29 protein-coding genes are annotated in these 21,850 nt (G+C 64.4%); all 29 read left to right on the forward strand.

The genetic code is table 11. The annotated features are described in order from the left end of the window. Positions 1–18 precede the first annotated feature (18 nt). The 29 genes from rpoC to G3T14_RS03345 all read left to right on the forward strand — a co-directional run bounded on the left by rpoC (position 19) and on the right by G3T14_RS03345 (position 21,739). Positions 19–4,227, forward strand: coding sequence for a DNA-directed RNA polymerase subunit beta' (rpoC, locus tag G3T14_RS03205; RefSeq protein WP_163639958.1), 4,209 nt, complete (start codon positions 19–21; stop codon positions 4,225–4,227). A 474-nt stretch (positions 4,228–4,701) separates the two neighbouring features. Next, positions 4,702–5,073, forward strand: coding sequence for a 30S ribosomal protein S12 (rpsL, locus tag G3T14_RS03210; RefSeq protein ID WP_018044234.1), 372 nt, complete (start codon positions 4,702–4,704; stop codon positions 5,071–5,073). 101 nt (positions 5,074–5,174) lie between these two features. Beyond that, a complete protein-coding gene (gene rpsG / locus G3T14_RS03215; RefSeq protein WP_018044233.1) occupies positions 5,175–5,645 on the forward strand; it encodes a 30S ribosomal protein S7 in 471 nt (156 codons plus the stop codon). A 30-nt stretch (positions 5,646–5,675) separates the two neighbouring features. Further along, positions 5,676–7,751: an elongation factor G gene (fusA, locus tag G3T14_RS03220; RefSeq protein WP_163639960.1), complete on the forward strand. Its 2,076-nt coding sequence runs from the start codon at positions 5,676–5,678 to the stop codon at positions 7,749–7,751. Positions 7,752–7,814: 63 nt separating this feature from the next. Beyond that, positions 7,815–9,005, forward strand: a complete 1,191-nt coding sequence (gene tuf, locus G3T14_RS03225) for an elongation factor Tu (RefSeq protein ID WP_163639938.1) — start codon at positions 7,815–7,817, stop codon at positions 9,003–9,005. 88 nt (positions 9,006–9,093) lie between these two features. After that, complete coding sequence (gene rpsJ, locus G3T14_RS03230; protein WP_018044230.1) at positions 9,094–9,402, forward strand: 30S ribosomal protein S10; 309 nt, start codon at positions 9,094–9,096, stop codon at positions 9,400–9,402. 50 nt (positions 9,403–9,452) lie between these two features. Continuing rightward, positions 9,453–10,193, forward strand: coding sequence for a 50S ribosomal protein L3 (rplC, locus tag G3T14_RS03235; protein WP_163639962.1), 741 nt, complete (start codon positions 9,453–9,455; stop codon positions 10,191–10,193). After that, complete coding sequence (rplD, locus tag G3T14_RS03240; RefSeq protein WP_163639964.1) at positions 10,193–10,813, forward strand: 50S ribosomal protein L4; 621 nt, start codon at positions 10,193–10,195, stop codon at positions 10,811–10,813. The genes rplC and rplD overlap by 1 nt, the downstream gene beginning before the upstream one ends. Then, positions 10,810–11,106, forward strand: coding sequence for a 50S ribosomal protein L23 (locus G3T14_RS03245; RefSeq protein WP_018044227.1), 297 nt, complete (start codon positions 10,810–10,812; stop codon positions 11,104–11,106). Before rplD ends, G3T14_RS03245 begins: the two co-directional genes overlap by 4 nt. A gap of 27 nt (positions 11,107–11,133) precedes the next feature. Then, on the forward strand, positions 11,134–11,970 hold the full coding sequence (rplB, locus tag G3T14_RS03250; RefSeq protein ID WP_163639967.1) for a 50S ribosomal protein L2: 837 nt from the start codon (positions 11,134–11,136) through the stop codon (positions 11,968–11,970). 5 nt (positions 11,971–11,975) lie between these two features. Next, positions 11,976–12,254: a 30S ribosomal protein S19 gene (rpsS, locus tag G3T14_RS03255; RefSeq protein WP_056091583.1), complete on the forward strand. Its 279-nt coding sequence runs from the start codon at positions 11,976–11,978 to the stop codon at positions 12,252–12,254. 2 nt (positions 12,255–12,256) lie between these two features. Beyond that, positions 12,257–12,643 carry a 50S ribosomal protein L22 gene (rplV, locus tag G3T14_RS03260; protein ID WP_163639974.1) on the forward strand — a complete coding sequence of 129 codons (387 nt, stop codon included), beginning with the start codon at positions 12,257–12,259 and terminating at the stop codon, positions 12,641–12,643. A gap of 10 nt (positions 12,644–12,653) precedes the next feature. Beyond that, positions 12,654–13,394, forward strand: coding sequence for a 30S ribosomal protein S3 (gene rpsC / locus G3T14_RS03265; RefSeq protein WP_055949284.1), 741 nt, complete (start codon positions 12,654–12,656; stop codon positions 13,392–13,394). Positions 13,395–13,442: 48 nt separating this feature from the next. Beyond that, positions 13,443–13,856: a 50S ribosomal protein L16 gene (gene rplP, locus G3T14_RS03270; RefSeq protein ID WP_163639976.1), complete on the forward strand. Its 414-nt coding sequence runs from the start codon at positions 13,443–13,445 to the stop codon at positions 13,854–13,856. Positions 13,857–13,868: 12 nt separating this feature from the next. Beyond that, positions 13,869–14,084, forward strand: coding sequence for a 50S ribosomal protein L29 (rpmC, locus tag G3T14_RS03275; RefSeq protein WP_163639978.1), 216 nt, complete (start codon positions 13,869–13,871; stop codon positions 14,082–14,084). A gap of 10 nt (positions 14,085–14,094) precedes the next feature. Continuing rightward, positions 14,095–14,358, forward strand: a complete 264-nt coding sequence (gene rpsQ / locus G3T14_RS03280; RefSeq protein ID WP_163639980.1) for a 30S ribosomal protein S17 — start codon at positions 14,095–14,097, stop codon at positions 14,356–14,358. A 313-nt stretch (positions 14,359–14,671) separates the two neighbouring features. After that, positions 14,672–14,989 (forward strand): hypothetical protein, encoded by a 318-nt coding sequence (locus G3T14_RS03285; RefSeq protein WP_204262596.1) that lies wholly within the window; start codon positions 14,672–14,674, stop codon positions 14,987–14,989. A 259-nt stretch (positions 14,990–15,248) separates the two neighbouring features. After that, positions 15,249–15,617 (forward strand): 50S ribosomal protein L14, encoded by a 369-nt coding sequence (rplN, locus tag G3T14_RS03290; protein WP_018044219.1) that lies wholly within the window; start codon positions 15,249–15,251, stop codon positions 15,615–15,617. Next, positions 15,617–15,934, forward strand: a complete 318-nt coding sequence (gene rplX / locus G3T14_RS03295; RefSeq protein WP_163639982.1) for a 50S ribosomal protein L24 — start codon at positions 15,617–15,619, stop codon at positions 15,932–15,934. Before rplN ends, rplX begins: the two co-directional genes overlap by 1 nt. Next, positions 15,927–16,493, forward strand: a complete 567-nt coding sequence (gene rplE, locus G3T14_RS03300) for a 50S ribosomal protein L5 (protein WP_163639984.1) — start codon at positions 15,927–15,929, stop codon at positions 16,491–16,493. The genes rplX and rplE overlap by 8 nt, the downstream gene beginning before the upstream one ends. A 39-nt stretch (positions 16,494–16,532) precedes the next feature. Beyond that, the gene (rpsN, locus tag G3T14_RS03305) at positions 16,533–16,838 is read left to right on the forward strand and encodes a 30S ribosomal protein S14 (RefSeq protein WP_163639992.1); all 306 of its coding nucleotides are present in this window, start codon (positions 16,533–16,535) and stop codon (positions 16,836–16,838) included. Positions 16,839–16,850: 12 nt separating this feature from the next. Further along, positions 16,851–17,246: a 30S ribosomal protein S8 gene (rpsH, locus tag G3T14_RS03310; RefSeq protein ID WP_163639994.1), complete on the forward strand. Its 396-nt coding sequence runs from the start codon at positions 16,851–16,853 to the stop codon at positions 17,244–17,246. Positions 17,247–17,270: 24 nt separating this feature from the next. Next, the gene (rplF, locus tag G3T14_RS03315; protein WP_163639996.1) at positions 17,271–17,804 is read left to right on the forward strand and encodes a 50S ribosomal protein L6; all 534 of its coding nucleotides are present in this window, start codon (positions 17,271–17,273) and stop codon (positions 17,802–17,804) included. Positions 17,805–17,816: 12 nt separating this feature from the next. Beyond that, complete coding sequence (gene rplR / locus G3T14_RS03320; RefSeq protein ID WP_163639998.1) at positions 17,817–18,179, forward strand: 50S ribosomal protein L18; 363 nt, start codon at positions 17,817–17,819, stop codon at positions 18,177–18,179. A gap of 102 nt (positions 18,180–18,281) precedes the next feature. After that, complete coding sequence (rpsE, locus tag G3T14_RS03325) at positions 18,282–18,869, forward strand: 30S ribosomal protein S5 (protein ID WP_163640000.1); 588 nt, start codon at positions 18,282–18,284, stop codon at positions 18,867–18,869. Between the two features lie 12 nt (positions 18,870–18,881). Beyond that, a complete protein-coding gene (gene rpmD, locus G3T14_RS03330) occupies positions 18,882–19,073 on the forward strand; it encodes a 50S ribosomal protein L30 (protein ID WP_163640002.1) in 192 nt (63 codons plus the stop codon). 11 nt (positions 19,074–19,084) lie between these two features. Then, complete coding sequence (rplO, locus tag G3T14_RS03335) at positions 19,085–19,588, forward strand: 50S ribosomal protein L15 (protein WP_163640005.1); 504 nt, start codon at positions 19,085–19,087, stop codon at positions 19,586–19,588. 122 nt (positions 19,589–19,710) lie between these two features. Further along, the gene (secY, locus tag G3T14_RS03340) at positions 19,711–21,048 is read left to right on the forward strand and encodes a preprotein translocase subunit SecY (protein WP_163640007.1); all 1,338 of its coding nucleotides are present in this window, start codon (positions 19,711–19,713) and stop codon (positions 21,046–21,048) included. A 70-nt stretch (positions 21,049–21,118) separates the two neighbouring features. Next, entirely contained in the window at positions 21,119–21,739 is a 621-nt protein-coding gene (locus tag G3T14_RS03345; RefSeq protein WP_163640009.1) for an adenylate kinase, read from the forward strand. The last annotated feature ends 111 nt before the right edge of the window (positions 21,740–21,850 follow it).

Raw genomic sequence — 21,850 nt, forward strand, 5'->3', positions numbered from 1 at the left:
CGTCAGCAGGAGTAGATCATGAACCAAGAGGTCATGAATCTTTTCAACCAGCAGGCTCAGCCCCAGAGCTTCGACCAGATCAAGATCTCGATCTCGTCGCCGGAGAAGATCCTCTCGTGGTCTTTCGGCGAGATCAAGAAGCCCGAGACGATCAACTATCGTACCTTCAAGCCCGAGCGCGACGGGCTGTTCTGCGCCCGCATCTTCGGGCCGATCAAGGATTACGAGTGCTTGTGCGGCAAGTACAAGCGCATGAAGTACAAGGGCGTCATCTGTGAGAAGTGCGGCGTCGAGGTCACCCTCGCGCGCGTCCGGCGCGACCGCATGGGCCACATCGAACTGGCCGCGCCCGTCGCCCACATCTGGTTCCTGAAGTCGCTTCCGAGCCGCATCGGCCTGCTGCTCGACATGGCGCTCAAGGACCTTGAGCGCATCCTGTACTTCGAGTCCTACGTCACCATCGAGCCGGGCCTCACCCCCCTCAAGGAGCGCCAGCTCCTGTCGGAGGAGGAGTACCTGCGCGCTCAGGAGGAGTACGGCGAGGACAGCTTCACCGCCATGATCGGCGCCGAGGCGATCCGCCGGATTCTGCAGGAGCTCGACCTCGACGGCATCGCCAATTCGCTGCGCGAAGAGATCGCGACAACGACCTCCGAGCTGAAGCCCAAGAAGCTTCTCAAGCGCTTGAAGATCATCGAGGCCTTCCAGATGTCGGGCAACAAGCCCGAGTGGATGATCCTCACCGTCGTGCCCGTCATTCCGCCGGACCTGCGTCCGCTGGTGCCGCTGGATGGTGGCCGCTTCGCGACCTCGGACCTCAACGACCTGTATCGCCGCGTCATCAACCGCAACAACCGCCTCAAGCGGCTGATCGAGCTGCGTGCGCCCGACATCATCATCCGCAACGAGAAGCGGATGCTGCAGGAAGCCGTCGACGCCCTGTTCGACAACGGTCGTCGCGGCCGTGTCATCACGGGTGCCAACAAGCGTCCGCTGAAGTCGCTCGCCGACATGCTCAAGGGCAAGCAGGGCCGCTTCCGCCAGAACCTGCTCGGCAAGCGCGTCGATTATTCGGGACGTTCGGTCATCGTGGTCGGCCCCGAGCTGAAGCTGCACCAGTGCGGCTTGCCGAAGAAGATGGCCCTCGAGCTGTTCAAGCCGTTCATCTACGCGCGCCTCGACGCCAAGGGTTTCTCGGCCACCGTCAAGCAGGCCAAGAAGCTCGTCGAGAAGGAGAAGCCCGAGGTCTGGGATATCCTCGACGAGGTCATCCGCGAGCACCCGGTGATGCTCAACCGGGCGCCGACGCTCCACCGCCTCGGCATCCAGGCGTTCGAGCCCAAGCTCATCGAAGGTAAGGCGATCCAGCTTCACCCGCTGGTCTGCGCCGCGTTCAACGCCGACTTCGACGGCGATCAGATGGCCGTGCACGTTCCCCTGAGCCTCGAGGCTCAGTTGGAGGCGCGCGTCCTGATGATGTCGACCAACAACATCCTGCATCCCGCCAACGGCCAGCCGATCATCGTGCCGTCGCAGGATATCGTGCTCGGCCTGTACTACCTCTCGATCGTCGCCGAAGGGGCCATCGGCGCCTTCGACCCGACGAACAAGCTCAACCCGATGCAGGGCGTGTTCGGCAACGTCGGCGAGCTCGAGCACGCGCTCGCGGCCAAGACCGTCAAGCTCCACACCAAGATCCGCTGGCGCTGGAACGGCATCGGTCCGGACGGCGAGCCCTTGACCAAGACCTACGACACCACCCCGGGGCGCGTGATCCTCTCGGGTGCCCTGCCGCTGCACAAGAACGTGCCCTTCGACGTCGTCAACAAGCTGATGACCAAGAAGGAGATCTCCGGAATGATCGACACCGTCTACCGCCACTGCGGTCAGAAGGAGTCGGTGATCTTCTGTGATCGCATCATGGCGCTCGGCTTCAACCACGCGTTCAAGGCCGGCATCTCGTTCGGCAAGGACGACATGGTCGTGCCGGATAACAAGTGGCCGATCGTCGACGAGACCCGCGCGCTGGTGAAGGATTACGAGCAGCAGTACAACGACGGCCTGATCACCCAGGGCGAGAAGTACAACAAGGTGGTCGACGCCTGGGCCAAGTGCTCGGACAGGCTCGCGGCCGAGATGATGCTGCGCATCTCCACCGTTCAGAAGGACGAGAACGGCGCCGACAAGCAGGTCAACTCGATCTACATGATGAGCCATTCCGGTGCCCGTGGTTCGCCGGCGCAGATGAAGCAGCTCGCCGCCATGCGCGGCCTCATGGCCAAGCCCTCGGGCGAGATCATCGAGACGCCGATCATCTCGAACTTCAAGGAAGGCCTCGACGTTCTCGAGTACTTCAACTCGACCCACGGCGCCCGTAAGGGTCTGGCCGACACCGCGCTCAAGACCGCCAACTCGGGCTACCTGACACGCCGCCTCGTCGACGTGGCGCAGGACGCAGTCATCCGCGAGGTGGATTGCGGTTCGACGAACGGCATCCGCATGCGGGCCATCGTCGATGCGGGCCAGGTCGTGGCTCCGCTCGCCATCCGCATCCTCGGCCGCGCCACCGCCGAAGATCTTCTGGCGCAGGACGGCACGGTCATCGTCAAGACCAACGAGACCATCGAGGAGAAGCACCTGCCGGCCATCCAGGCGGCGGGTATCCAGGAGGTGAAGATCCGTTCGGTGCTGGTCTGCCAGACCCGCAGCGGCGTCTGCGCCACCTGCTACGGGCGCGATCTCGCCCGCGGCACCCCGGTGAACATGGGTGAGGCGGTCGGCGTCATCGCGGCGCAGTCCATCGGCGAGCCGGGTACCCAGCTCACCATGCGCACCTTCCACGTGGGCGGCGCGGCGCAGATCGCGGATTCGTCGTTCATCGAATCCGGCTTCGAAGGCACGATCAAGATCCGCAATCGTGCCCTCGCACGGAACTCGGACGGCGACCTCATCGCCACCGGCCGTAACGTCGCCGTGGTGATCGTCGGCTCCGACGGCTCCGAGCGGGCGGTCCACCGCCTGCAATACGGTGCCCGCCTGCGGGTGGACGAGGGCGACAAGGTCAAGCGCGGCCAGCGCGTGGCCGAATGGGACCCCTACACCCGCCCGATCATCACCGAGACGGACGGTGTGGTCGCCTACGAGGACATGATCGACGGCCAGTCGATGACCGAGACCACCGACGAGTCGACCGGCATCGCCAAGCGCGTCGTCATCGACTGGCGTGGGACCGCCCGCACCGCCGACCTCAAGCCGGCGATGCTGGTGCTCGACGACGACGGCAAGCCGATGAAGCTGCCGCGTGGCTCGGACGCCCGCTACTTCCTCCCCGTCGACGCCATCATCGGCTACGATCCGGGTGGACGGGTGAAGGCCGGCGACATCCTCGCCCGCGTCTCCACCGACTCGGCCAAGACCCGCGACATCACCGGCGGTCTGCCGCGTGTGGCGGAATTGTTCGAGGCCCGCCGACCCAAGGACGCGGCGATCATCGCCGAGAAGTCGGGCACGATCCAGTTCGGGCGCGATTACAAGAACAAGCGTCGCCTGACCCTGACGCCGCATGACGGATCGGACGCGGTCGAGTACCTCATTCCCAAGGGCAAGCACATCCACTTGCAGGACGGGGACGTGGTGGAGCTCGGCGACTACATCGTCGACGGCAACCCGGCGCCGCACGACATCCTGGCGATCAAGGGCGTGGAGGAACTCGCGGCCTACCTCGTCAACGAGATCCAGGGCGTCTACCGACTCCAGGGCGTGTCGATCAACGACAAGCACATCGAGGTCATCGTCCGGCAGATGCTGCAGAAGGTCGAGATCACCGATGGTGGCGATTCGGACATCCTGACCGGTGACCAGATCGACCGGACGGAACTGGCCGACATGAACGAGAAGCTGCTTGCCGAGGGCAAGAAGCCGATCGTCGGCGTGCCGGTGCTGCTCGGCATCACCAAGGCGAGCTTGCAGACGAAGTCGTTCATCTCGGCGGCGTCGTTCCAGGAGACCACCCGCGTCCTCACCGAGGCGGCGGTCAACGGCAAGATCGACTACCTCGAAGGCCTCAAGGAGAACGTCATCGTCGGCTCGCTCATCCCGGCCGGCACCGGCTCCATGGCCGCCGATATCCGCGCCGTGGCGCGGCGTCGCGATGCCATGATCCTGCAGCAGAAGGCCGCCGAGAGCGGTGCGAAGCCGCTCAGCGGCCTTCCGTCCGCGGCTGAATAGGTCTTCCAGCATCACGGGATCGATCAGCGAAGGGCGGCCAGCGATGGCCGCCCTTCCTCGTTTCAGGGAATGCACCACGCCGTCCACGGACCAGCGGTCCTCAATCGGGCGTTAACCGACGATCCGGTGCAAGTTTCTCACCTGCAAGGATTGACGTTCGGGCAGTCCCCGCATAGAAGCACGCCACTCCGGCACATCAGCAGGACATAGCGAGTCGGGGCTTACGGGCCCGCAGCCACTCGCTCGTCCCGCCCGGGTACTCACATCGACTGACATTCTTGTCAGATCAGTAGGTACGAGCGCGCCGTAGGGCGTGATCCTCTGCCGAACGCGCGCCACGGGTCATCACCGACCCATGGCGCATATTCGTTTTGCCGATCTTCTCCCGGAGATCTGCGGTGGCCCGGAAACGGACCGCTTCGTGAAGTCGAACATGGGATCGCGCCTCCGCGGTCCAGATGAAGAGGGCAGAGTATGCCGACGATCAACCAGCTGATCGCCCAGCCGCGTAAGGCGCAGAAGAGCCGCAACAAGGTGCCGGCGCTCGACGCCTGCCCGCAGAAGCGTGGCGTCTGCACCCGCGTCTACACGACGACCCCGAAGAAGCCGAACTCGGCGCTTCGTAAGGTCGCGAAGGTTCGCCTCACCAATGGCTTCGAAGTCATCGGTTACATCCCGGGCGAGGGCCATAACCTTCAGGAGCACTCCGTGGTGATGATCCGCGGCGGCCGTGTGAAGGATTTGCCCGGCGTTCGCTACCACATCCTCCGCGGCGTGCTCGACACGCAGGGCGTCAAGGGTCGTAAGCAGCGCCGTTCGAAGTACGGCGCCAAGCGCCCGAAGTAAGATATTCGCGCACCCCGTAAGGATGCCGCCGGCCTCGATGAGGTTCGAGGCGGCCTGCGCGGGGTGGTTTCAAGACCATACGATCTAAGACGGAGCGAGCGATGTCCCGCCGCCATTCTGCCGAAAAGCGCGAAATCATCCCGGACGCCAAGTACGGCGATATCGTCCTGACCAAGTTCATGAATTCGATCATGTACGAGGGCAAGAAGTCCATTGCCGAAGGCATCGTCTACGGTGCGTTCGACATCGTCGAGAACCGCGCCCGTGCGAACCCCATCGAGGTGTTCCGCGCCGCACTCGAGAACGTCGCTCCGGCGATCGAGGTTCGCTCCCGCCGCGTCGGTGGCGCCACCTACCAGGTTCCGGTCGAGGTTCGCACCGAGCGCCGTCAGGCGCTGGCCATTCGTTGGCTGATCCAGGCCGCCCGCGGCCGCAACGACCGCACCATGGTCGAGCGCCTGTCGGCCGAACTTCTGGACGCCGCCAACAACCGCGGCAACGCCGTGAAGAAGCGGGAAGACACGCACCGGATGGCTGAAGCCAACCGCGCCTTCTCGCACTACCGCTGGTAAGCGGACCCGGACCCTTTCAGGAGCAATCCGATGCCCCGCACGCACGCGATCGAGGACTACCGCAACTTCGGCATCATGGCTCACATTGATGCTGGCAAGACCACGACCACCGAGCGGATCCTGTACTACACCGGCAAGTCCCATAAGATCGGCGAAGTCCATGACGGCGCCGCGACCATGGATTGGATGACGCAGGAGCAGGAGCGTGGCATCACGATCACGTCGGCTGCCACGACGTGCTTCTGGCGCGACAAGCGCCTGAACATCATCGACACCCCCGGCCACGTCGACTTCACCATCGAAGTCGAGCGTTCGCTGCGTGTGCTCGACGGCGCCGTGTGCGTGCTCGACGGCAACCAGGGCGTCGAGCCCCAGACCGAGACCGTCTGGCGCCAGGCCGACAAGTACGACGTGCCGCGCATCGTGTTCGTCAACAAGATGGACAAGATCGGCGCCGACTTCTTCAAATGCGTCGCCGACATCATCGATCGCGTCGCTGGCAAGCCGGTGTGCCTGCAGCTGCCGATCGGCGCCGAGACGTCCTTCAAGGGCGTCATCGATCTGATCAAGATGAAGGCCGTCGTCTGGACCTCCGAGAAGCTCGGCGCCGAGTTCGCCGAAGTCGAGATCCCGGACGACCTCGCCGACCAGGCCGCGGAATACCGCATCAAGCTGGTCGAAGCCTGCGTCGAGATGGATGACGACGCCATGGCCGCGTATCTCGACGGTGTCGAGCCGGACATCGCGACGATGCATCGCCTCGTTCGTACGGCCGTGCAGCGCCGCGCCTTCCATCCGGTGCTGTGTGGTTCGGCCTTCAAGAACAAGGGCGTTCAGCCCCTGCTCGACGCGGTCGTCGAGTACCTGCCGTCTCCCGCCGATCGCGGCGAGATCAAGGGCATCGACTTCAAGACCGAGGAAGAGACCGTTCGGCATCCCACCGATACCGATCCCTTCTCCATGCTCGCCTTCAAGATCATGGACGATCCCCACGTCGGGACGATCACGTTCTGCCGCGTCTATTCCGGCAAGATCGAGTCGGGCGCCAACGTCATCAATTCGACCCGCGACAAGAAAGAGCGTGTCGGTCGGATGCTGTTGATGCACGCCAACAACCGCGAGGACGTCAAGGAAGCCTTCACGGGCGACATCGTCGCCTTGGCCGGCCTTAAGGACACCCGCACGGGTGACACCCTCTGCGATCCGCAGAAGGCCGTCATCCTCGAGAAGATGGAATTCCCCGAGCCCGTCATCGAGATCGCCGTCGAGCCCAAGTCGAAGGCCGATCAGGAGAAGCTCGGTATCGCACTCGCCAAGCTCGCCGCCGAGGATCCGTCGTTCCGGGTCTCGACGGACCAAGAGTCCGGCCAGACCATTCTTCGCGGGATGGGCGAGCTCCACCTCGACATCAAGGTCGACATCCTGCGCCGCACCTACATGGTCGACGCGAATATCGGTCAACCGCAGGTGGCGTATCGTGAGAAGCTCACGAAGCGCACCGAGATCGACTACACCCACAAGAAGCAGACCGGCGGTACCGGTCAGTTCGCCCGGGTGAAGTTCGTGGTGGAGCCCAACGAGCCCGGCAAGGGCTTCGAGTTCTCCTCGAAGATCATCGGCGGCACGGTGCCCAAGGAATACATCCCGGGCGTCGAAAAGGGCCTCAACTCGGTGCTCGGCGCCGGCATCCTAGCGGGCTTCCCGGTGGTCGACATCAAGGTCGAGCTCATCGACGGCGCCTACCACGACGTCGATTCCTCGGCGCTCGCCTTCGAGATCGCGTCCCGCGCCGCTCTGCGCGAAGCGCTCCAGAAGGGTGGCTCGGTGTTGCTCGAGCCGGTGATGAAGGTCGAGGTCGTCTCGCCGGAAGAGTATACCGGTTCGGTGATCGGCGATCTGAATTCCCGCCGCGGCCAGATCCAGGGCCAGGACATGCGCGGCAATGCGAACGTCATCAACGCGATGGTGCCGCTGGCCAACATGTTCGGCTACGTGAACCAGCTCCGGTCCTTCTCCCAGGGCCGCGCCAACTTCACGATGCAATTCGACCATTACGAAGAGGTGCCGCGCGGCGAGGCCGAGAAGGTCGTCGCGAAGTACGCTTAAGGCTTCCCGCCTTTTCCGGACCGCAGCAGCATCACCTGAAACATTGAACTGACGGAGGCTACGATGGCCAAAGAGAAATTCGCTCGTACGAAGCCGCATTGCAACATCGGGACGATCGGGCACGTCGACCACGGCAAGACGTCGCTGACGGCGGCGATCACGAAGGTTCTGGCGGAATCGGGCGGAGCGACGTTCACGGCCTACGACCAGATCGACAAGGCGCCGGAGGAGAAGGCCCGCGGCATCACGATCTCGACCGCCCACGTCGAGTACGAGACCGCCAACCGCCACTACGCCCACGTCGATTGCCCGGGCCACGCCGATTACGTGAAGAACATGATCACCGGTGCCGCCCAGATGGACGGCGCGATCCTGGTGGTCTCGGCCGCCGACGGCCCGATGCCCCAGACCCGCGAGCACATCCTGCTTGCCCGTCAGGTCGGCGTGCCGGCGCTGGTGGTGTTCCTCAACAAGGTCGATCTCGTCGACGACGAGGAGCTGCTCGAGCTCGTCGAGATGGAGGTGCGCGAGCTCCTCTCCAAGTACGATTTCCCCGGCGACGACATCCCGATCACCAAGGGTTCGGCCAAGGTCGCGCTCGACAACGGCGACAAGGCCGTCGGCCATGATGCCGTGGTGGCGCTGATGAAGACCGTGGACGAGTACATCCCGCAGCCGGAGCGTCCCATCGACAAGCCGTTCCTGATGCCGATCGAGGACGTGTTCTCGATCTCGGGCCGCGGCACGGTGGTGACGGGTCGCGTCGAGCGCGGCATCGTCAAGGTCGGCGAGACCGTCGAGATCGTCGGCATCCGCGACACCCAGACCACCACGGTCACGGGCGTCGAGATGTTCCGCAAGCTGCTCGACCAGGGCCAGGCCGGCGACAATGTCGGCGTGCTCCTGCGCGGCACCAAGCGCGAGGACGTCGAGCGCGGCCAGGTCGTGTGCAAGCCCGGCTCGGTCAAGCCCCACACCAAGTTCAAGGCCGAGGCCTACATCCTCACCAAGGAGGAGGGCGGTCGCCACACCCCGTTCTTCACCAACTACCGGCCGCAATTCTACTTCCGCACCACCGACGTCACCGGCGTGTGTGTCCTCCCCGAGGGCACCGAGATGGTGATGCCCGGCGACAGCGTGACCATGGACGTCACCCTGATCGTCCCCGTCGCCATGGAAGAGAAGCTCCGCTTCGCCATCCGTGAAGGCGGCCGCACCGTCGGCGCCGGCGTCGTCGCCGCCATCAACGAGTAGTCTTCCGTCAAACGGTAACGTCTGCAGGGAACGACAGAGGGGCGGGTCCTCGCGCCCGCCCCACCACGTCCCGCCAAGGTTTCAGGTCATGAACGGTCAGAATATTCGTATCCGCCTCAAGGCGTTCGATCATCGGATTCTCGATGCATCGACCCGCGAGATCGTCTCGACGGCCAAGCGCACCGGAGCCACCATCCGTGGTCCGATCCCGCTGCCGACCCATATCGAGAAGTTCACTGTCAACCGCTCGCCGCACATCGACAAGAAGTCGCGCGAGCAGTTCGAGATGCGCACCCACAAGCGCGTCCTCGATATCGTCGATCCGACGCCGCAGACCGTGGACGCGCTGATGAAGCTCGACCTCGCCGCCGGCGTGGACGTGGAGATCAAGCTCTAAGTCCCGCGGGGATTTAGAGCTTACCGTAAATCGCGCGAGGGGAGACACCTATGCGCTCAGGCGTCATTGCACAGAAGGTCGGCATGACCCGCATCTTTACGGATGCAGGCGAACATGTTCCGGTCACCGTGCTCAAAATCGATCAATGCCAGGTGGTTGCCCACCGTACCGTCGAGAAGAATGGCTACGTCGCCCTTCAGGTCGGCGTCGGTAAGGCCAAGGTGAAGAACGTGTCGGCTGCCGAGCGCGGCCGGTTCGCGATCGCCAAGGTCGAGCCCAAGCAGAAACTTGCCGAGTTTCGGGTCAGCGAAGACAAGCTGATCCCGGTCGGTGCCGAAATCACTGCGGATCACTTCATCCCCGGTCAGTTCGTCGACGTGACGGGCACGACCACGGGTAAGGGCTTTGCCGGTGGTATGAAGCGCTGGAACTTCGGCGGTCTTCGCGCCACCCACGGCGTCTCCGTCTCGCACCGTTCGATCGGTTCGACCGGTGGCCGCCAGGACCCGGGCAAGACCTTCAAGAACAAGAAGATGCCCGGTCACATGGGTGTCGATCGGGTCACCACCCAGAACCTGCGCGTCGTGCGCACGGATCCTGAGCGTGGCCTCATCCTCGTCGAAGGCGCCGTCCCCGGTGTCGCCGGCGGCTGGATCCAGATCCGCGACGCGGTGAAGCGCAAGCTCCCCGCGGATGTGCCGCAGCCGGGCAAGTTCCGTGAGCAGGGTGCTTCGGCCCCCGCGACCGAAGCGCCGGCCCCCGAGGCTCCCGCTTCCGAGGAGAACGCGTGATGAAGCTCGATATCACCACCCTCGACGGTGCCGGAGCCGGTTCCGTCGAACTGGACGAGACCATCTTCGGTCTCGAGCCGCGCGTCGACCTTCTTCAGCGCATGGTGCGTTGGCAGCTTGCCAAGCGTCAGGCCGGAACCCACGCGGTCAAGAACCGCTCGGACGTCAACCGGACGCGCAAGAAGCTCTACAAGCAGAAGGGCACCGGTAATGCCCGTCACGGCGCCGCCTCCGCTCCGCAGTTCCGCGGCGGTGGACGTGCCTTCGGTCCGGTCGTGCGCAGCCATGCCCACGATCTGCCCAAGAAGGTCCGCGCCCTGGCCCTGAAGCACGCGCTGTCTTCGAAGGTGAAGGATTCGACCCTCATCATCGTCGACGACGTGAAGCTGGAAGACGGCAAGACCAAGAACTTGGTCGAGCGTTTCGAGAAGATGGGCCTGTCGAGCGCGCTGATCATCAGCGGTGCCGAGGTCGACGTGAACTTCGGTCGCGCCGCCCGCAACATCCCGCAGATCGACGTGCTGCCGATCCAGGGCATCAACGTGTACGACATCCTGCGTCGCGACAAGCTCGTGCTGACGCGCGCAGCGATCGATGCGCTGGAGGCGCGTTTCAAATGAGTGCCGATCCGCGCCACTACGATATCATCGTCTCCCCCGTGATCACGGAGAAGGCGACGAACCTGACCGAGCAGAACAAGGTCGTGTTCCGCGTTTCGCCCAAAGCGACGAAGCCGCAGATCAAGGAAGCGGTCGAGAAGCTGTTCGACGTGAAGGTGACTGGCGTGAATACGCTCGTTACCAAGGGCAAGAAGAAGATTTTCCGCGGGCTTCGCGGACAGCGCTCGGACGTGAAAAAAGCGATCGTGACCCTCGCCGAGGGTGAAACGATCGATGTCACGACCGGCCTCTGAGACAAGTCGGGTTAAGGATTACCACCGATGGCCTTGAAGACATTCAAACCGGTCACGCCGAGCCTTCGCCAGCTCGTGCTCGTCGACCGCCGTGAGCTCTACAAGGGCAAGCCGGTCAAGAAGCTCACCGAGGGCAAGTCGTCGTCCGGCGGCCGCAACAACCTCGGTCGCATCACCGTCCGCTTCCGCGGCGGTGGTCACAAGCGCACCCTGCGTAACGTCGACTTCAAGCGTCGCGAGCAGATGGGTGTGAGCGCCACCGTCGAGCGGATCGAGTACGATCCGAACCGCACGGCGTTCATCGCCCTGATCAGCTTCCCCGATGGCAAGCAGAGCTACATCATCGCTCCGCAGCGCCTCTCGCCCGGTGACAAGGTCGTCGCCGCCGAGCAGGTCGACATCAAGCCGGGCAACGCGGCGCCGGTCGGCAGCATGCCGGTGGGCACGATCGTCCACAACGTCGAGCTCAAGATCGGCAAGGGCGGCGCGATCGCCCGCTCCGCCGGCAACTACGCTCAGATCGTCGGGCGCGACCAGGGTTACGTCACCCTGCGCCTGAACTCGGGCGAGCAGCGCCTGGTCCATGGTCAGTGCTTCGCCAGTGTCGGCGCGGTGTCGAACCCGGACCACATGAACATCTCGCTCGGCAAGGCCGGCCGCAACCGCTGGCTCGGCAGACGCCCGCACGTTCGCGGTGTTGCCATGAACCCGGTCGACCACCCGCACGGCGGCGGCGAGGGACGTACATCAGGCGGCCGTAATCCGGTCACGCCCTGGGGCGTTCCCACGAAGGGGAAGAAGACCCGGTCCAACAAGCGGACCGACGTCTTCATCTTGTCCAGCCGTCATAACCGTAAGAAGTAACGCCCATGGCACGCTCGCTCTGGAAGGGGCCGTTCATCGACGGCTACCTCCTCAAGAAGGCTGAGACCGCGCGCGGATCCAGCCGCAACGAAGTCATCAAGATCTGGAGCCGTCGCTCCACGATCCTGCCGCAGTTCGTCGGGCTCACCTTCGGTGTGCACAATGGACAGAAGCACATCCCGGTCTACGTTTCCGAGGAAATGGTCGGTCACAAGTTCGGCGAGTTCTCGCCGACCCGCACCTTCCACGGTCACGCAGCCGACAAGAAGTCGAAGAGGCGCTGATCATGGGCAAGCCCGCCACTCCCCGCGCGCTCCCCGAGAACGAGGCTCAGGCCGTCGCGTGCATGCTGCGCGTCAGCCCGCAGAAGCTCAATCTCGTCGCGCAGCTCATTCGCGGCAAGAAGGTGGAGTCGGCCCTGGCCGACCTCGAATTCTCCCGCAAGCGGATCGCCCGCGAGGTCAAGAAGTGCCTCGAGAGCGCCATCGCCAACGCCGAGAACAACCATAACCTGGACGTGGACGATCTCGTCGTCGCCCAGGCGTTCGTCGGTAAGGCCCTCGTGCTCAAGCGTTTCCACGCTCGTGCCCGTGGCCGCGGCGCCCGCATCCTGAAGCCCTTCGCGAACCTCACCATCGTGGTGCGCGAAGTCCCGACCGCCGAAGCGGCGTGAGGAGGACCTGATGGGCCAGAAAGTCAATCCGATCGGTCTGCGGCTCGGTATCAACCGGACCTGGGACTCCCGCTGGTTCGCCCAGAAGGGTGAATACGCGAAACTCATGCACGAGGACGTCGCCATCCGCGCCGCCCTCATGAAGCAGCTCAAGCAGGCTGCCGTCTCGAAGATCGTCATCGAGCGTCCGCACCGGAAGTGCCGCGTCACCATTCACTCGGGTCGTCCGGGCGTGGTGATCGGCAAGAAGGGCGCCGACATCGAGAAGCTGCGCAAGCTCGTCGGCACCCTGACCAAGGCCGACGTGACGATCAACATCGTCGAGGTGCGCAAGCCCGAGATCGACGCCACTCTGGTGGCCGACTCGATCGCCCAGCAGCTCGAGCGCCGTGTCGCCTTCCGTCGTGCCATGAAGCGCGCCGTACAGTCGGCCATGCGTCTCGGTGCCGAGGGCATCCGGATCAACTGCTCCGGTCGTCTCGGCGGTGCCGAGATCGCCCGCCAGGAGTGGTACCGCGAGGGACGCGTTCCCCTGCATACGCTCCGCGCCGATGTCGATTACGGTGTCGCCACCGCCTTCACGACCTACGGGACGTGCGGGATCAAGGTCTGGGTGTTCAAGGGCGAGATCCTCGAGCACGACCCGATGGCACAGGATAAGAAGGCGCAGGAAGAGGGTGGCCGTTCGGGCGGCCGTCGCGAGCGCGATGGCGAGGGTGGCCGCGAGCGCGGCCGGCGCGAGCACGCCTAACGGCGTGTTCGTGACCCAGTCGCCCTAGAAAGGTATTGAGAGGCTGCCATGTTGCAACCCAAGAAGACCAGGTTTCGTAAGCAGTTCAAGGGTCGCATCCACGGTGCGGCCAAGGCTGGCTTCGACCTCAACTTCGGGACCTTTGGCCTGAAGGCCATCGAGCCCGAGCGCATCACCGCCCGGCAGATCGAGGCGGCTCGCCGCGCGATCACCCGTGAGATGAAGCGTCAGGGTCGTGTCTGGATCCGGATCTTCCCGGACGTTCCGGTCACGGCCAAGCCCACCGAAGTCCGCATGGGCTCCGGTAAGGGTGCACCCGAGTTCTGGGCTGCCCGCGTGCATCCCGGTCGTATCATGTTCGAAGTCGACGGCGTGGCCGAAGACGTTGCGAAGGAGGCCCTGCGCCTCGGCGCAGCGAAGCTTCCGATCCGCACGCGCGTCGTTCAGCGTATCGCTGACTAAGGGGAGGGGATCATGAAGTCGTCACAGAGACAGTCGGATCTCGCCGCTCTGTCGCCCGATCAGTTGAGCGATGAGCTGCTGAGCCTGAAGAAGGAGCAGTTCAATCTGCGCTTCCAGGGCGCCACCGGCCAGCTCGAGAACGTCGCGCGCGTCCGTGAAGTCCGCCGCGATATCGCCCGCGTTCGCACCCTCCAGCGTCAGACGACGCTGAAGTCCGCGCAGGCTTGAGGAGTACACCATGCCGAAGCGCGTATTGCAGGGCGTCGTCGTCAGCGACAAGGGCGAGAAGACCATCGTCGTGAAGGTGGAGCGTCGCTTCACCCACCCGGTGATGAAGAAGACCGTTCGTCGTTCGAAGAACTATCACGCCCACGACGAAACCAACGTCGCCAAGATGGGGCAGACCGTCTCCATTGAGGAGTGCCGTCCGTTCTCGAAGACCAAGACCTGGAAACTGGTCGAGGCCGGTGCAGCCACGGAAGCGGCCACCACCGAAGCTTGATCGTCATGCACGGTCGTTGAGACGGGCGCAGGATTCTGCGCCCGTTTTTTCGTGTCGGATCGACGTGTGAAGCCACCCTCTCCCGAGATGCCATCGCCCATGATCCAGAGTGGCGTTTCTGCAACCTAGTTGCACATCTCTTTTGAAAGTCTCCGCCAGAGGTCGATCGCAGGGAAGTGGCTCATGCAGGATCACGCGCATCATGATGCAGATGTGCTGTTCCTGCTGACCACCAACCGCCCCGACGACATCGAGGAGGCCCTCGCCTCGCGTCCGGGGCGCGTCGAGGAGGCCATCGAGATCAGCAATCCGGATGCCGCGCCGGACCCGGTTGATCGCCCTCTACGGTGCGGCTCTCGACTTCGCCGACGGCGCCATCGCGGACGCCGTCGCCCTGTCCGAAGGCGCCAGTGCCGCCTTCGTCAAGGAGACGGTCCGACGCCTAGCCCAGGCCGCGCTCTCCAGCGGGTACGACAACCACGTGGATCGCAGCACCGTGGCGGTGATTCTCGGGGAGGCGACGGAGAGCGGGAATCGGATCGGCCGCCGAATCGTCGGACTTCCCGGAGCCGTGCAGCGGGCAGGACGCGCGGGCGCGCCGCCACTCGACGGCTGCGGCGACGATCTCTGAGCCGGACGACGCGTGTTTCCCGCTCGGGCACGCGCGTTAGGCCTTGCACCGGAATGCCCCCTGGTATAGTGGGCATTCCTTCGCGACATTCGAGACGGGTGCTTGCACCCTTCGTACGCGGCGACCGCGCCGGTGTGTCAAACACCGATTGCGCGGTGCTTTACATGAGCCGGGGACATCAGATCCCCATCAGGCGTCGTCCGCCGGACAATACCGTCCGCGTGCGGAAACCCGCCTGAAACAAGGAAAGGTCACTGCCGTGATCCAGATGCAGACGAATCTGGACGTCGCCGACAACTCTGGTGCGCGCCGCGTGATGTGCATCAAGGTTCTGGGCGGGTCGAAGCGCAAGTATGCCGGTGTCGGCGACATCATCGTGGTCTCGGTCAAGGAAGCGATTCCCCGTGGTCGCGTGAAGAAGGGCGACGTCATGAAGGCGGTCGTCGTTCGGACGGCCAAGGAAGTGAAGCGGGCCGACGGTTCGGTCATCCGTTTCGACAAGAACGCGGCCGTTCTGATCAACAATCAGAAAGAGCCGATCGGCACCCGTATCTTCGGACCGGTGCCGCGCGAGCTCCGCGCCCGCAACCACATGAAGATCATCTCGCTCGCGCCGGAGGTGCTGTAATGGCCGCTAAGGTCAAGAAAGGCGACAAGGTCGTCATTCTCACCGGTCGCGACAAGGGTCGCTCCGGCGAAGTCCTTCAGGTGCTTCCCAAGGAAGACCGTGCCTTCGTGCGCGGCATCAACCTGGTCAAGAAGCACCAGAAGCAGACGCAGAACCAGGAAGGCGGCATCGTCTCCAAGGAAGCTGCGATTCACCTCTCCAATCTCGCTGTCGCCGACCCCAAGGACGGTCAGGCCACGCGCGTTGGTTTCCGTATTCTCGACGACGGCCGCAAGGTCCGGTTCGCCAAGCGCTCGGGGGATCTGATCGATGGCTGAGAAGAACATGGACGATTACGTCCCGCGCCTGCGTAAGCACTACGATGAAGTCGTGCGCCAGAAGCTGATCGAAGAGTTCGGCTACAAGAACCCCATGCAGGTGCCCACGATCGAGAAGATCGTCATCAACATGGGCGTCGGCGAATCCACCGCCGATTCCAAGAAGGCCAGCGTCGCCGCCGGCGACCTTGCGCTGATCGCCGGTCAGAAGCCGGTCATCACCAAGGCCCGCAAGGCCATCGCGACCTTCAAGGTCCGTGAAGGCATGCCGATCGGCTGCAAGGTGACCCTGCGTCGCCAGCGCATGTACGAGTTCATGGATCGCCTGATCACGATCGCGCTCCCGCGCGTCCGCGATTTCCGCGGCCTGAACCCGCGGTCTTTCGACGGCAATGGCAATTACGCACTGGGCCTCAAGGAACACCTCGTGTTCCCGGAGATCTCGTACGACAAGGCCGAGGCCACCTGGGGCATGGATATCGTGATCCAGACCACCGCCCGGACCGACGCTGAGGCGCGTGCGCTCCTCTCGCAGTTCCGATTCCCGTTCCGGCAGTGAGGCCTTCCTAGGTCTCATACGCGGACACCGGAGAGAAACATGGCAAAGAAAAGCTCGATCGAAAAGAACAAGCATCGCCAGGCGCTCGTGAAGCTCTACGCTCCCAAGCGCAAGGCCCTGCTGGCGACCGCCAACGACCAGACCCTCGAGATGGAGGAGCGCTTCGAGGCGCGCCTCAAGCTCGCGGAGCTGCCGCGCAACTCGTCGCCGACCCGCGTCCGCAACCGTTGCGGCATGACCGGCCGTCCCCGCGCATTCTACCGCAAGATGGGCATCTCGCGCATCGCGCTGCGCGAACTCGGCAACCAGGGGCTCATCCCCGGTCTCGTCAAGTCGAGCTGGTAAGGAGCAACCACCATGGTCAACGATCCCGTGGGTGACATGCTCACCCGCATCCGCAACGGTCAGCAGCGCCGCCGTAACGTCGTCCAGACGCCCGGTTCGCGCCTGCGCGCCAGCGTCCTCGACGTCCTCAAGTCCGAGGGCTATATCCGCGACTACGCGACCACGGATTTCGGCAACGGCCGGACCGAGTTCGCGATTGAGCTGAAGTACTATGACGGCCAGCCCGTCATCCGCTCGATCCAGCGCGTGTCGAAGCCCGGCCGCCGTGTCTACTCGTCCGTGGGCGAGCTTCCGCGTGTCGCCGACGGCCTCGGCGTCACCATCGTGTCCACCCCGCAGGGCGTCATGGCCGACCACGAGGCGCGCGAGCGCAACGTTGGCGGTGAAGTGCTCTGCAAGGTGTTCTGATCTCGGACTTGGAGGAATAAGGCGATGTCTCGCGTAGGCAAGAAGCCCGTTCCCGTCCCGTCCGGTGTGACGGCCACGGTGACCGGTCAAACGGTACAAATGAAGGGCTCCAAGGGCGAGCTCTTCTACGTCGTCCCCAACGTGGTGGACGTGAAGTTCGAGGACGGTGCCGTCTCGGTGCAGCCCCGGAACCAGACCAAGGAGGCCCGCTCGCTGTGGGGCACCTCCCGAGCCCAGGTGGCGAACCTCATCGAGGGCGTCTCCAAGGGCTTCGAGAAGAAGCTCGAGATCACCGGCGTCGGCTATCGCGCAGCGATGGCCGGCAAGGCTCTCAAGCTCTCGCTCGGCTACAGCCACGACATCGAGTACGAGATTCCCGCGGGAATCACGATCGCGGTGCCGAAGCCCACCGAGATCGTCGTGAGCGGCATCGACCGTCAGCGCGTCGGTCAGGTTGCCGCCGAGATCCGCGACTACCGCAGCCCGGAGCCCTATAAGGGCAAGGGTGTGAAGTACGCGGGTGAGTTCATCTTCCGCAAGGAAGGCAAGAAGAAGTAAGGGCCGGCCATCATGTCACGCAAAATCGATGCACTCGACCGCCGCAAGGCGCGTGTGCGCCGCGCGCTGCGGGCGGCGGCCAACGGACGTCCGAGACTTTCGGTGTTCCGTTCCTCGAAGCAGATCTACGTTCAGGTCATCGACGACGCAGCGGGGAAGACCCTCGCTTCGGCATCGAGCGTCGAGAAGGATATTCGCGGCGGTCTCAAGACCGGCGCGGACGTCGCAGCCGCCCAGGCCGTCGGCAAGCTCGTTGCCGAGCGCGCCAAGGCCGCAGGCGTCACCCAGGTGATCTTCGATCGCTCGGGCTACCTCTATCACGGGCGCGTCAAGGCGCTCGCCGAAGCCGCCCGTGAGGGTGGCCTCGAGTTCTAAGACCGGCGGGGAGGGGACGGCTTTTTCCAGCCGTCCCTTCGATCCATGACGAATCAAGCGAGCGGGCCCGCCGCCCGCGCCAGTGAGATGGAATAGCAAAAAATGGCACGTGAACGTGAAGGCGGTGGCCGCGGCCGCCGTGATGAGCGCGAGGAGCGCGACAGCGAATTCGTGGACAAGCTCGTCCACATCAACCGCGTCGCCAAGGTGGTGAAGGGTGGCCGTCGCTTCGGCTTTGCCGCTCTCGTCGTCGTGGGCGACCAGAAGGGCCGCGTCGGCTTCGGCCACGGCAAGGCACGCGAAGTGCCAGAGGCGATCCGCAAGGCGACGGAAGCCGCCAAGCGCGGTCTCGTCCGCGTTGCGCTCCGCGAAGGCCGCACCCTGCACCACGACGTCTACGGTCGTCACGGTGCCGGCAAGGTCATCCTGCGCGCCGCTCCCCAGGGTACCGGCATCATCGCCGGCGGCCCGATGCGCGCCGTGTTCGAGACGCTGGGCATGCAGGACGTGGTGGCCAAGAGCCTCGGCTCTTCGAACCCCTACAACCTCGTGCGCGCCACGTTCGAAGCTCTGAAGAACGAAGACAGCCCGCGCTCCGTCGCGGCCCGTCGCGGTCTCAAGGTTTCGGCCCTCCAGGCCCGCCGTCGTGACGCCGATCCGTCCGACATGTCCGAATCCGCAGTCGCGTAAGGGGAGGCTCCAATGACAACGAAGACTCTCCGCGTCGAGCAGATCGGCTCGCCGATCCGCCGCGAGGGTGACCAGCGTTCAACGCTGATCGGCCTCAAGCTCAACAAGATGCACCGGGTTTCCACGCTGGAGGATACTCCCTCCGTGCGCGGCATGATCCGCAAGGTGCAACACCTCGTGCGCGTTCTTGGCGACGCGGCCTGAGGGAGGGCATCATGAAACTGAATGAACTCCACGACAATCCCGGCGCAACCAAGAACCGGATGCGCGTCGGCCGGGGCATCGGCTCCGGCAAGGGCAAGACCGCTGGACGCGGCGTGAAGGGCCAGAAGGCCCGTACCGGTGTGTCCATCAAGGGCTTCGAGGGCGGCCAGATGCCGTTGCATCGTCGCCTGCCCAAGCGCGGCTTCAACAACCTGTACTCCACGGATTTGAACGAGGTGAACCTCGGTCGTGTCCAGCAGGCGATCGATGCCGGTCGTCTCGAGGCCGGTGCCGTCGTCACCGTCGAGACCCTCATCGCAGCGGGCGTCTGCGCCCGGGCTCGCGATGGCGTCAAGCTGCTCGGTGTCGGCGAGCTGACCGCGAAGCTCAGCTTCGAGGTCACCCGCGCGTCGAAGTCGGCGATCGAAGCCGTCGAGAAGATCGGTGGCACCGTCACCGTGACCTTCGGTGATGGCGTGTCGACTCGTGGCAAGCCCGCCCGCGTGGTTGCGTAGCCTCGCGTCTGACTTTAAGTCGAAGCTCTGAGCGGCGGCCCGTGCGACCTGCGCGTGGCCGCCGTTTCAGTTTCTCTGGGTGCTAGAAGCGCCCGAACGGATCGATTTCAGGAACCGGTGCCATGGCCTCAGCCGCCGAGCAGCTTGCCGCGAACCTCAATTTCGGGGCCATCGCCAAGGCCGACGAGCTCAAGAAGCGCATCTGGTTCACGCTGGGTGCGCTCGTGGTGTTCCGGCTAGGCACCTACATCCCGATTCCCGGCATCGACCCGGAGCAGTTCGCCCGGAACTTCCAGCAGCAGGCCGGCGGCGTGCTCGGGTTGTTCAACATGTTCTCCGGCGGTGCCGTCGAGCGCATGGCGATCTTCGCGCTCAACATCATGCCCTACATCTCGGCCTCGATCATCATTCAGCTCCTGACCTCGGTGATCCCGAGCCTGGAGACGCTGAAGAAGGAAGGCGAGTCCGGCCGCAAGGTCATCAACCAATACACCCGCTACCTCACGGTGGTGCTGGCTTTGGTTCAGAGCTGGGGCATCGCCTTCGGCCTGCAGAGTTCGAGCGCGGCCATCGATCCCGGCCCGTTCTTCATCCTCTCCACCGTCGTCACGCTCACCGGCGGCACGCTGTTCCTGATGTGGATCGGCGAGCAGATCACCTCGCGTGGCATCGGCAACGGCTCATCGCTGATCATTTTCGCCGGCATCGTCGCCCATCTTCCGGTGGCCATCGTCGGCGCGCTCGAGCTGAGCCGCACCGGCGCGCTCTCCTCCGCCGTCATTCTCGGCATGGGCGTCGCGGCGATCGGACTGGTCTATTTCATCGTGTTCATGGAGCGCGCCCAGCGCCGGCTCCTGATCAACTACCCCAAGCGCCAGGTCGGCAATAAGATGTACGAGGGCCAGACCTCGTTCCTGCCGCTCAAGCTCAACACCGCGGGCGTGATCCCGCCGATCTTCGCCTCCTCGTTGCTGCTGCTCCCCGCCACGGTGGCGAGCTTCTCCGCCAACAACGGCGGGACCGGCATCCTGGCGACGATCACCACCTATATCGGCCACGGCCGGCCACTCTACATGGTGCTCTACGCCGCCCTGATCATCTTCTTCGCGTTCTTCTACACGGCGGTGGTGTTCAACCCCGAAGAGACGGCCGACAACCTCAAGAAGCATGGCGGCTTCATTCCCGGTATCCGGCCCGGCGAGCGTACCGCCGCCTTCATCGACAAGGTGCTGACCCGCATCACCCTGATCGGTGCGCTGTATTTGACTTTTGTCTGTCTGGTGCCGGAAATCCTGGCGTCGTATTCCTCGGCCAGCATCGGATTCGGTGGCACCTCGCTCCTGATCGTCGTCTCGGTGACGATGGATACGGTGGCGCAGATCCACGGTCACCTGATGGCTCACCAATACGAGGGCCTCGTCAAGAAGGCCAAGCTGCGCGGTGCCACCCGCCGCCGCTGACGCGATCTGCGGCGGCAGCTGGTTGGTGCCGCCCAATTTCCAAGAAGAACGGACCTGAGGAAACGACGCCATGCGGATCATTCTGCTCGGACCGCCGGGAGCTGGTAAGGGGACGCAATCCGCCCGGATCGTCGAGCGGTTCGGGATTCCGCAGCTCTCCACCGGCGACATGTTGCGCGCCGCCGTCGCTGCGGGCACGCCCGTCGGCCTGGAGGCCAAGGGCATCATGGAGAGCGGCGGGCTCGTTCCGGATTCGGTGGTGGTCGGCATCGTCGCCGACCGGATCGAGGAAGCCGACGCTCACAATGGCTTCATCCTGGATGGCTTCCCGCGCACGGTCGATCAGGCCGCCGCCCTCGACCGGATGCTCGCCGAGAAGAATCTGGCCCTCAGCACCGTGATCGAGTTCTCGGTTGACGAGGATGCCCTCGTCGGCCGCATCGCCAAGCGCGCCACCGAGACGGCCGCCCGTGGCGAGCCGGTGCGCAAGGACGACACCCCCGAGGTGTTCAAGACCCGCCTGACCGCCTATCGCACGCAGACGGCGCCGCTCTCGGCGTATTATGCCAGCCTCGGCATGCTCGAGACCCTCGACGGCATGAAGCCCGTCGATGCGGTGACGGGCGACCTGATGACCGTTCTGGAGCGTCACGTCCGGACGGCCCCCGCGACGGCGGCTGCAATTTCTTAGCAATGCATTGACACGGGGACCGGTCCGCGCTATCGCGCCGGTCTTCGTTCAGGCGAGATGGGTCCGGGTTGCCTCCTTGGAGGCTGCTTCGGGCCGATTTGTCGTTTCGGA

The sequence above is a fragment of the Methylobacterium sp. BTF04 genome (assembly GCF_010692745.1).
Lineage (GTDB): Bacteria > Pseudomonadota > Alphaproteobacteria > Rhizobiales > Beijerinckiaceae > Methylobacterium.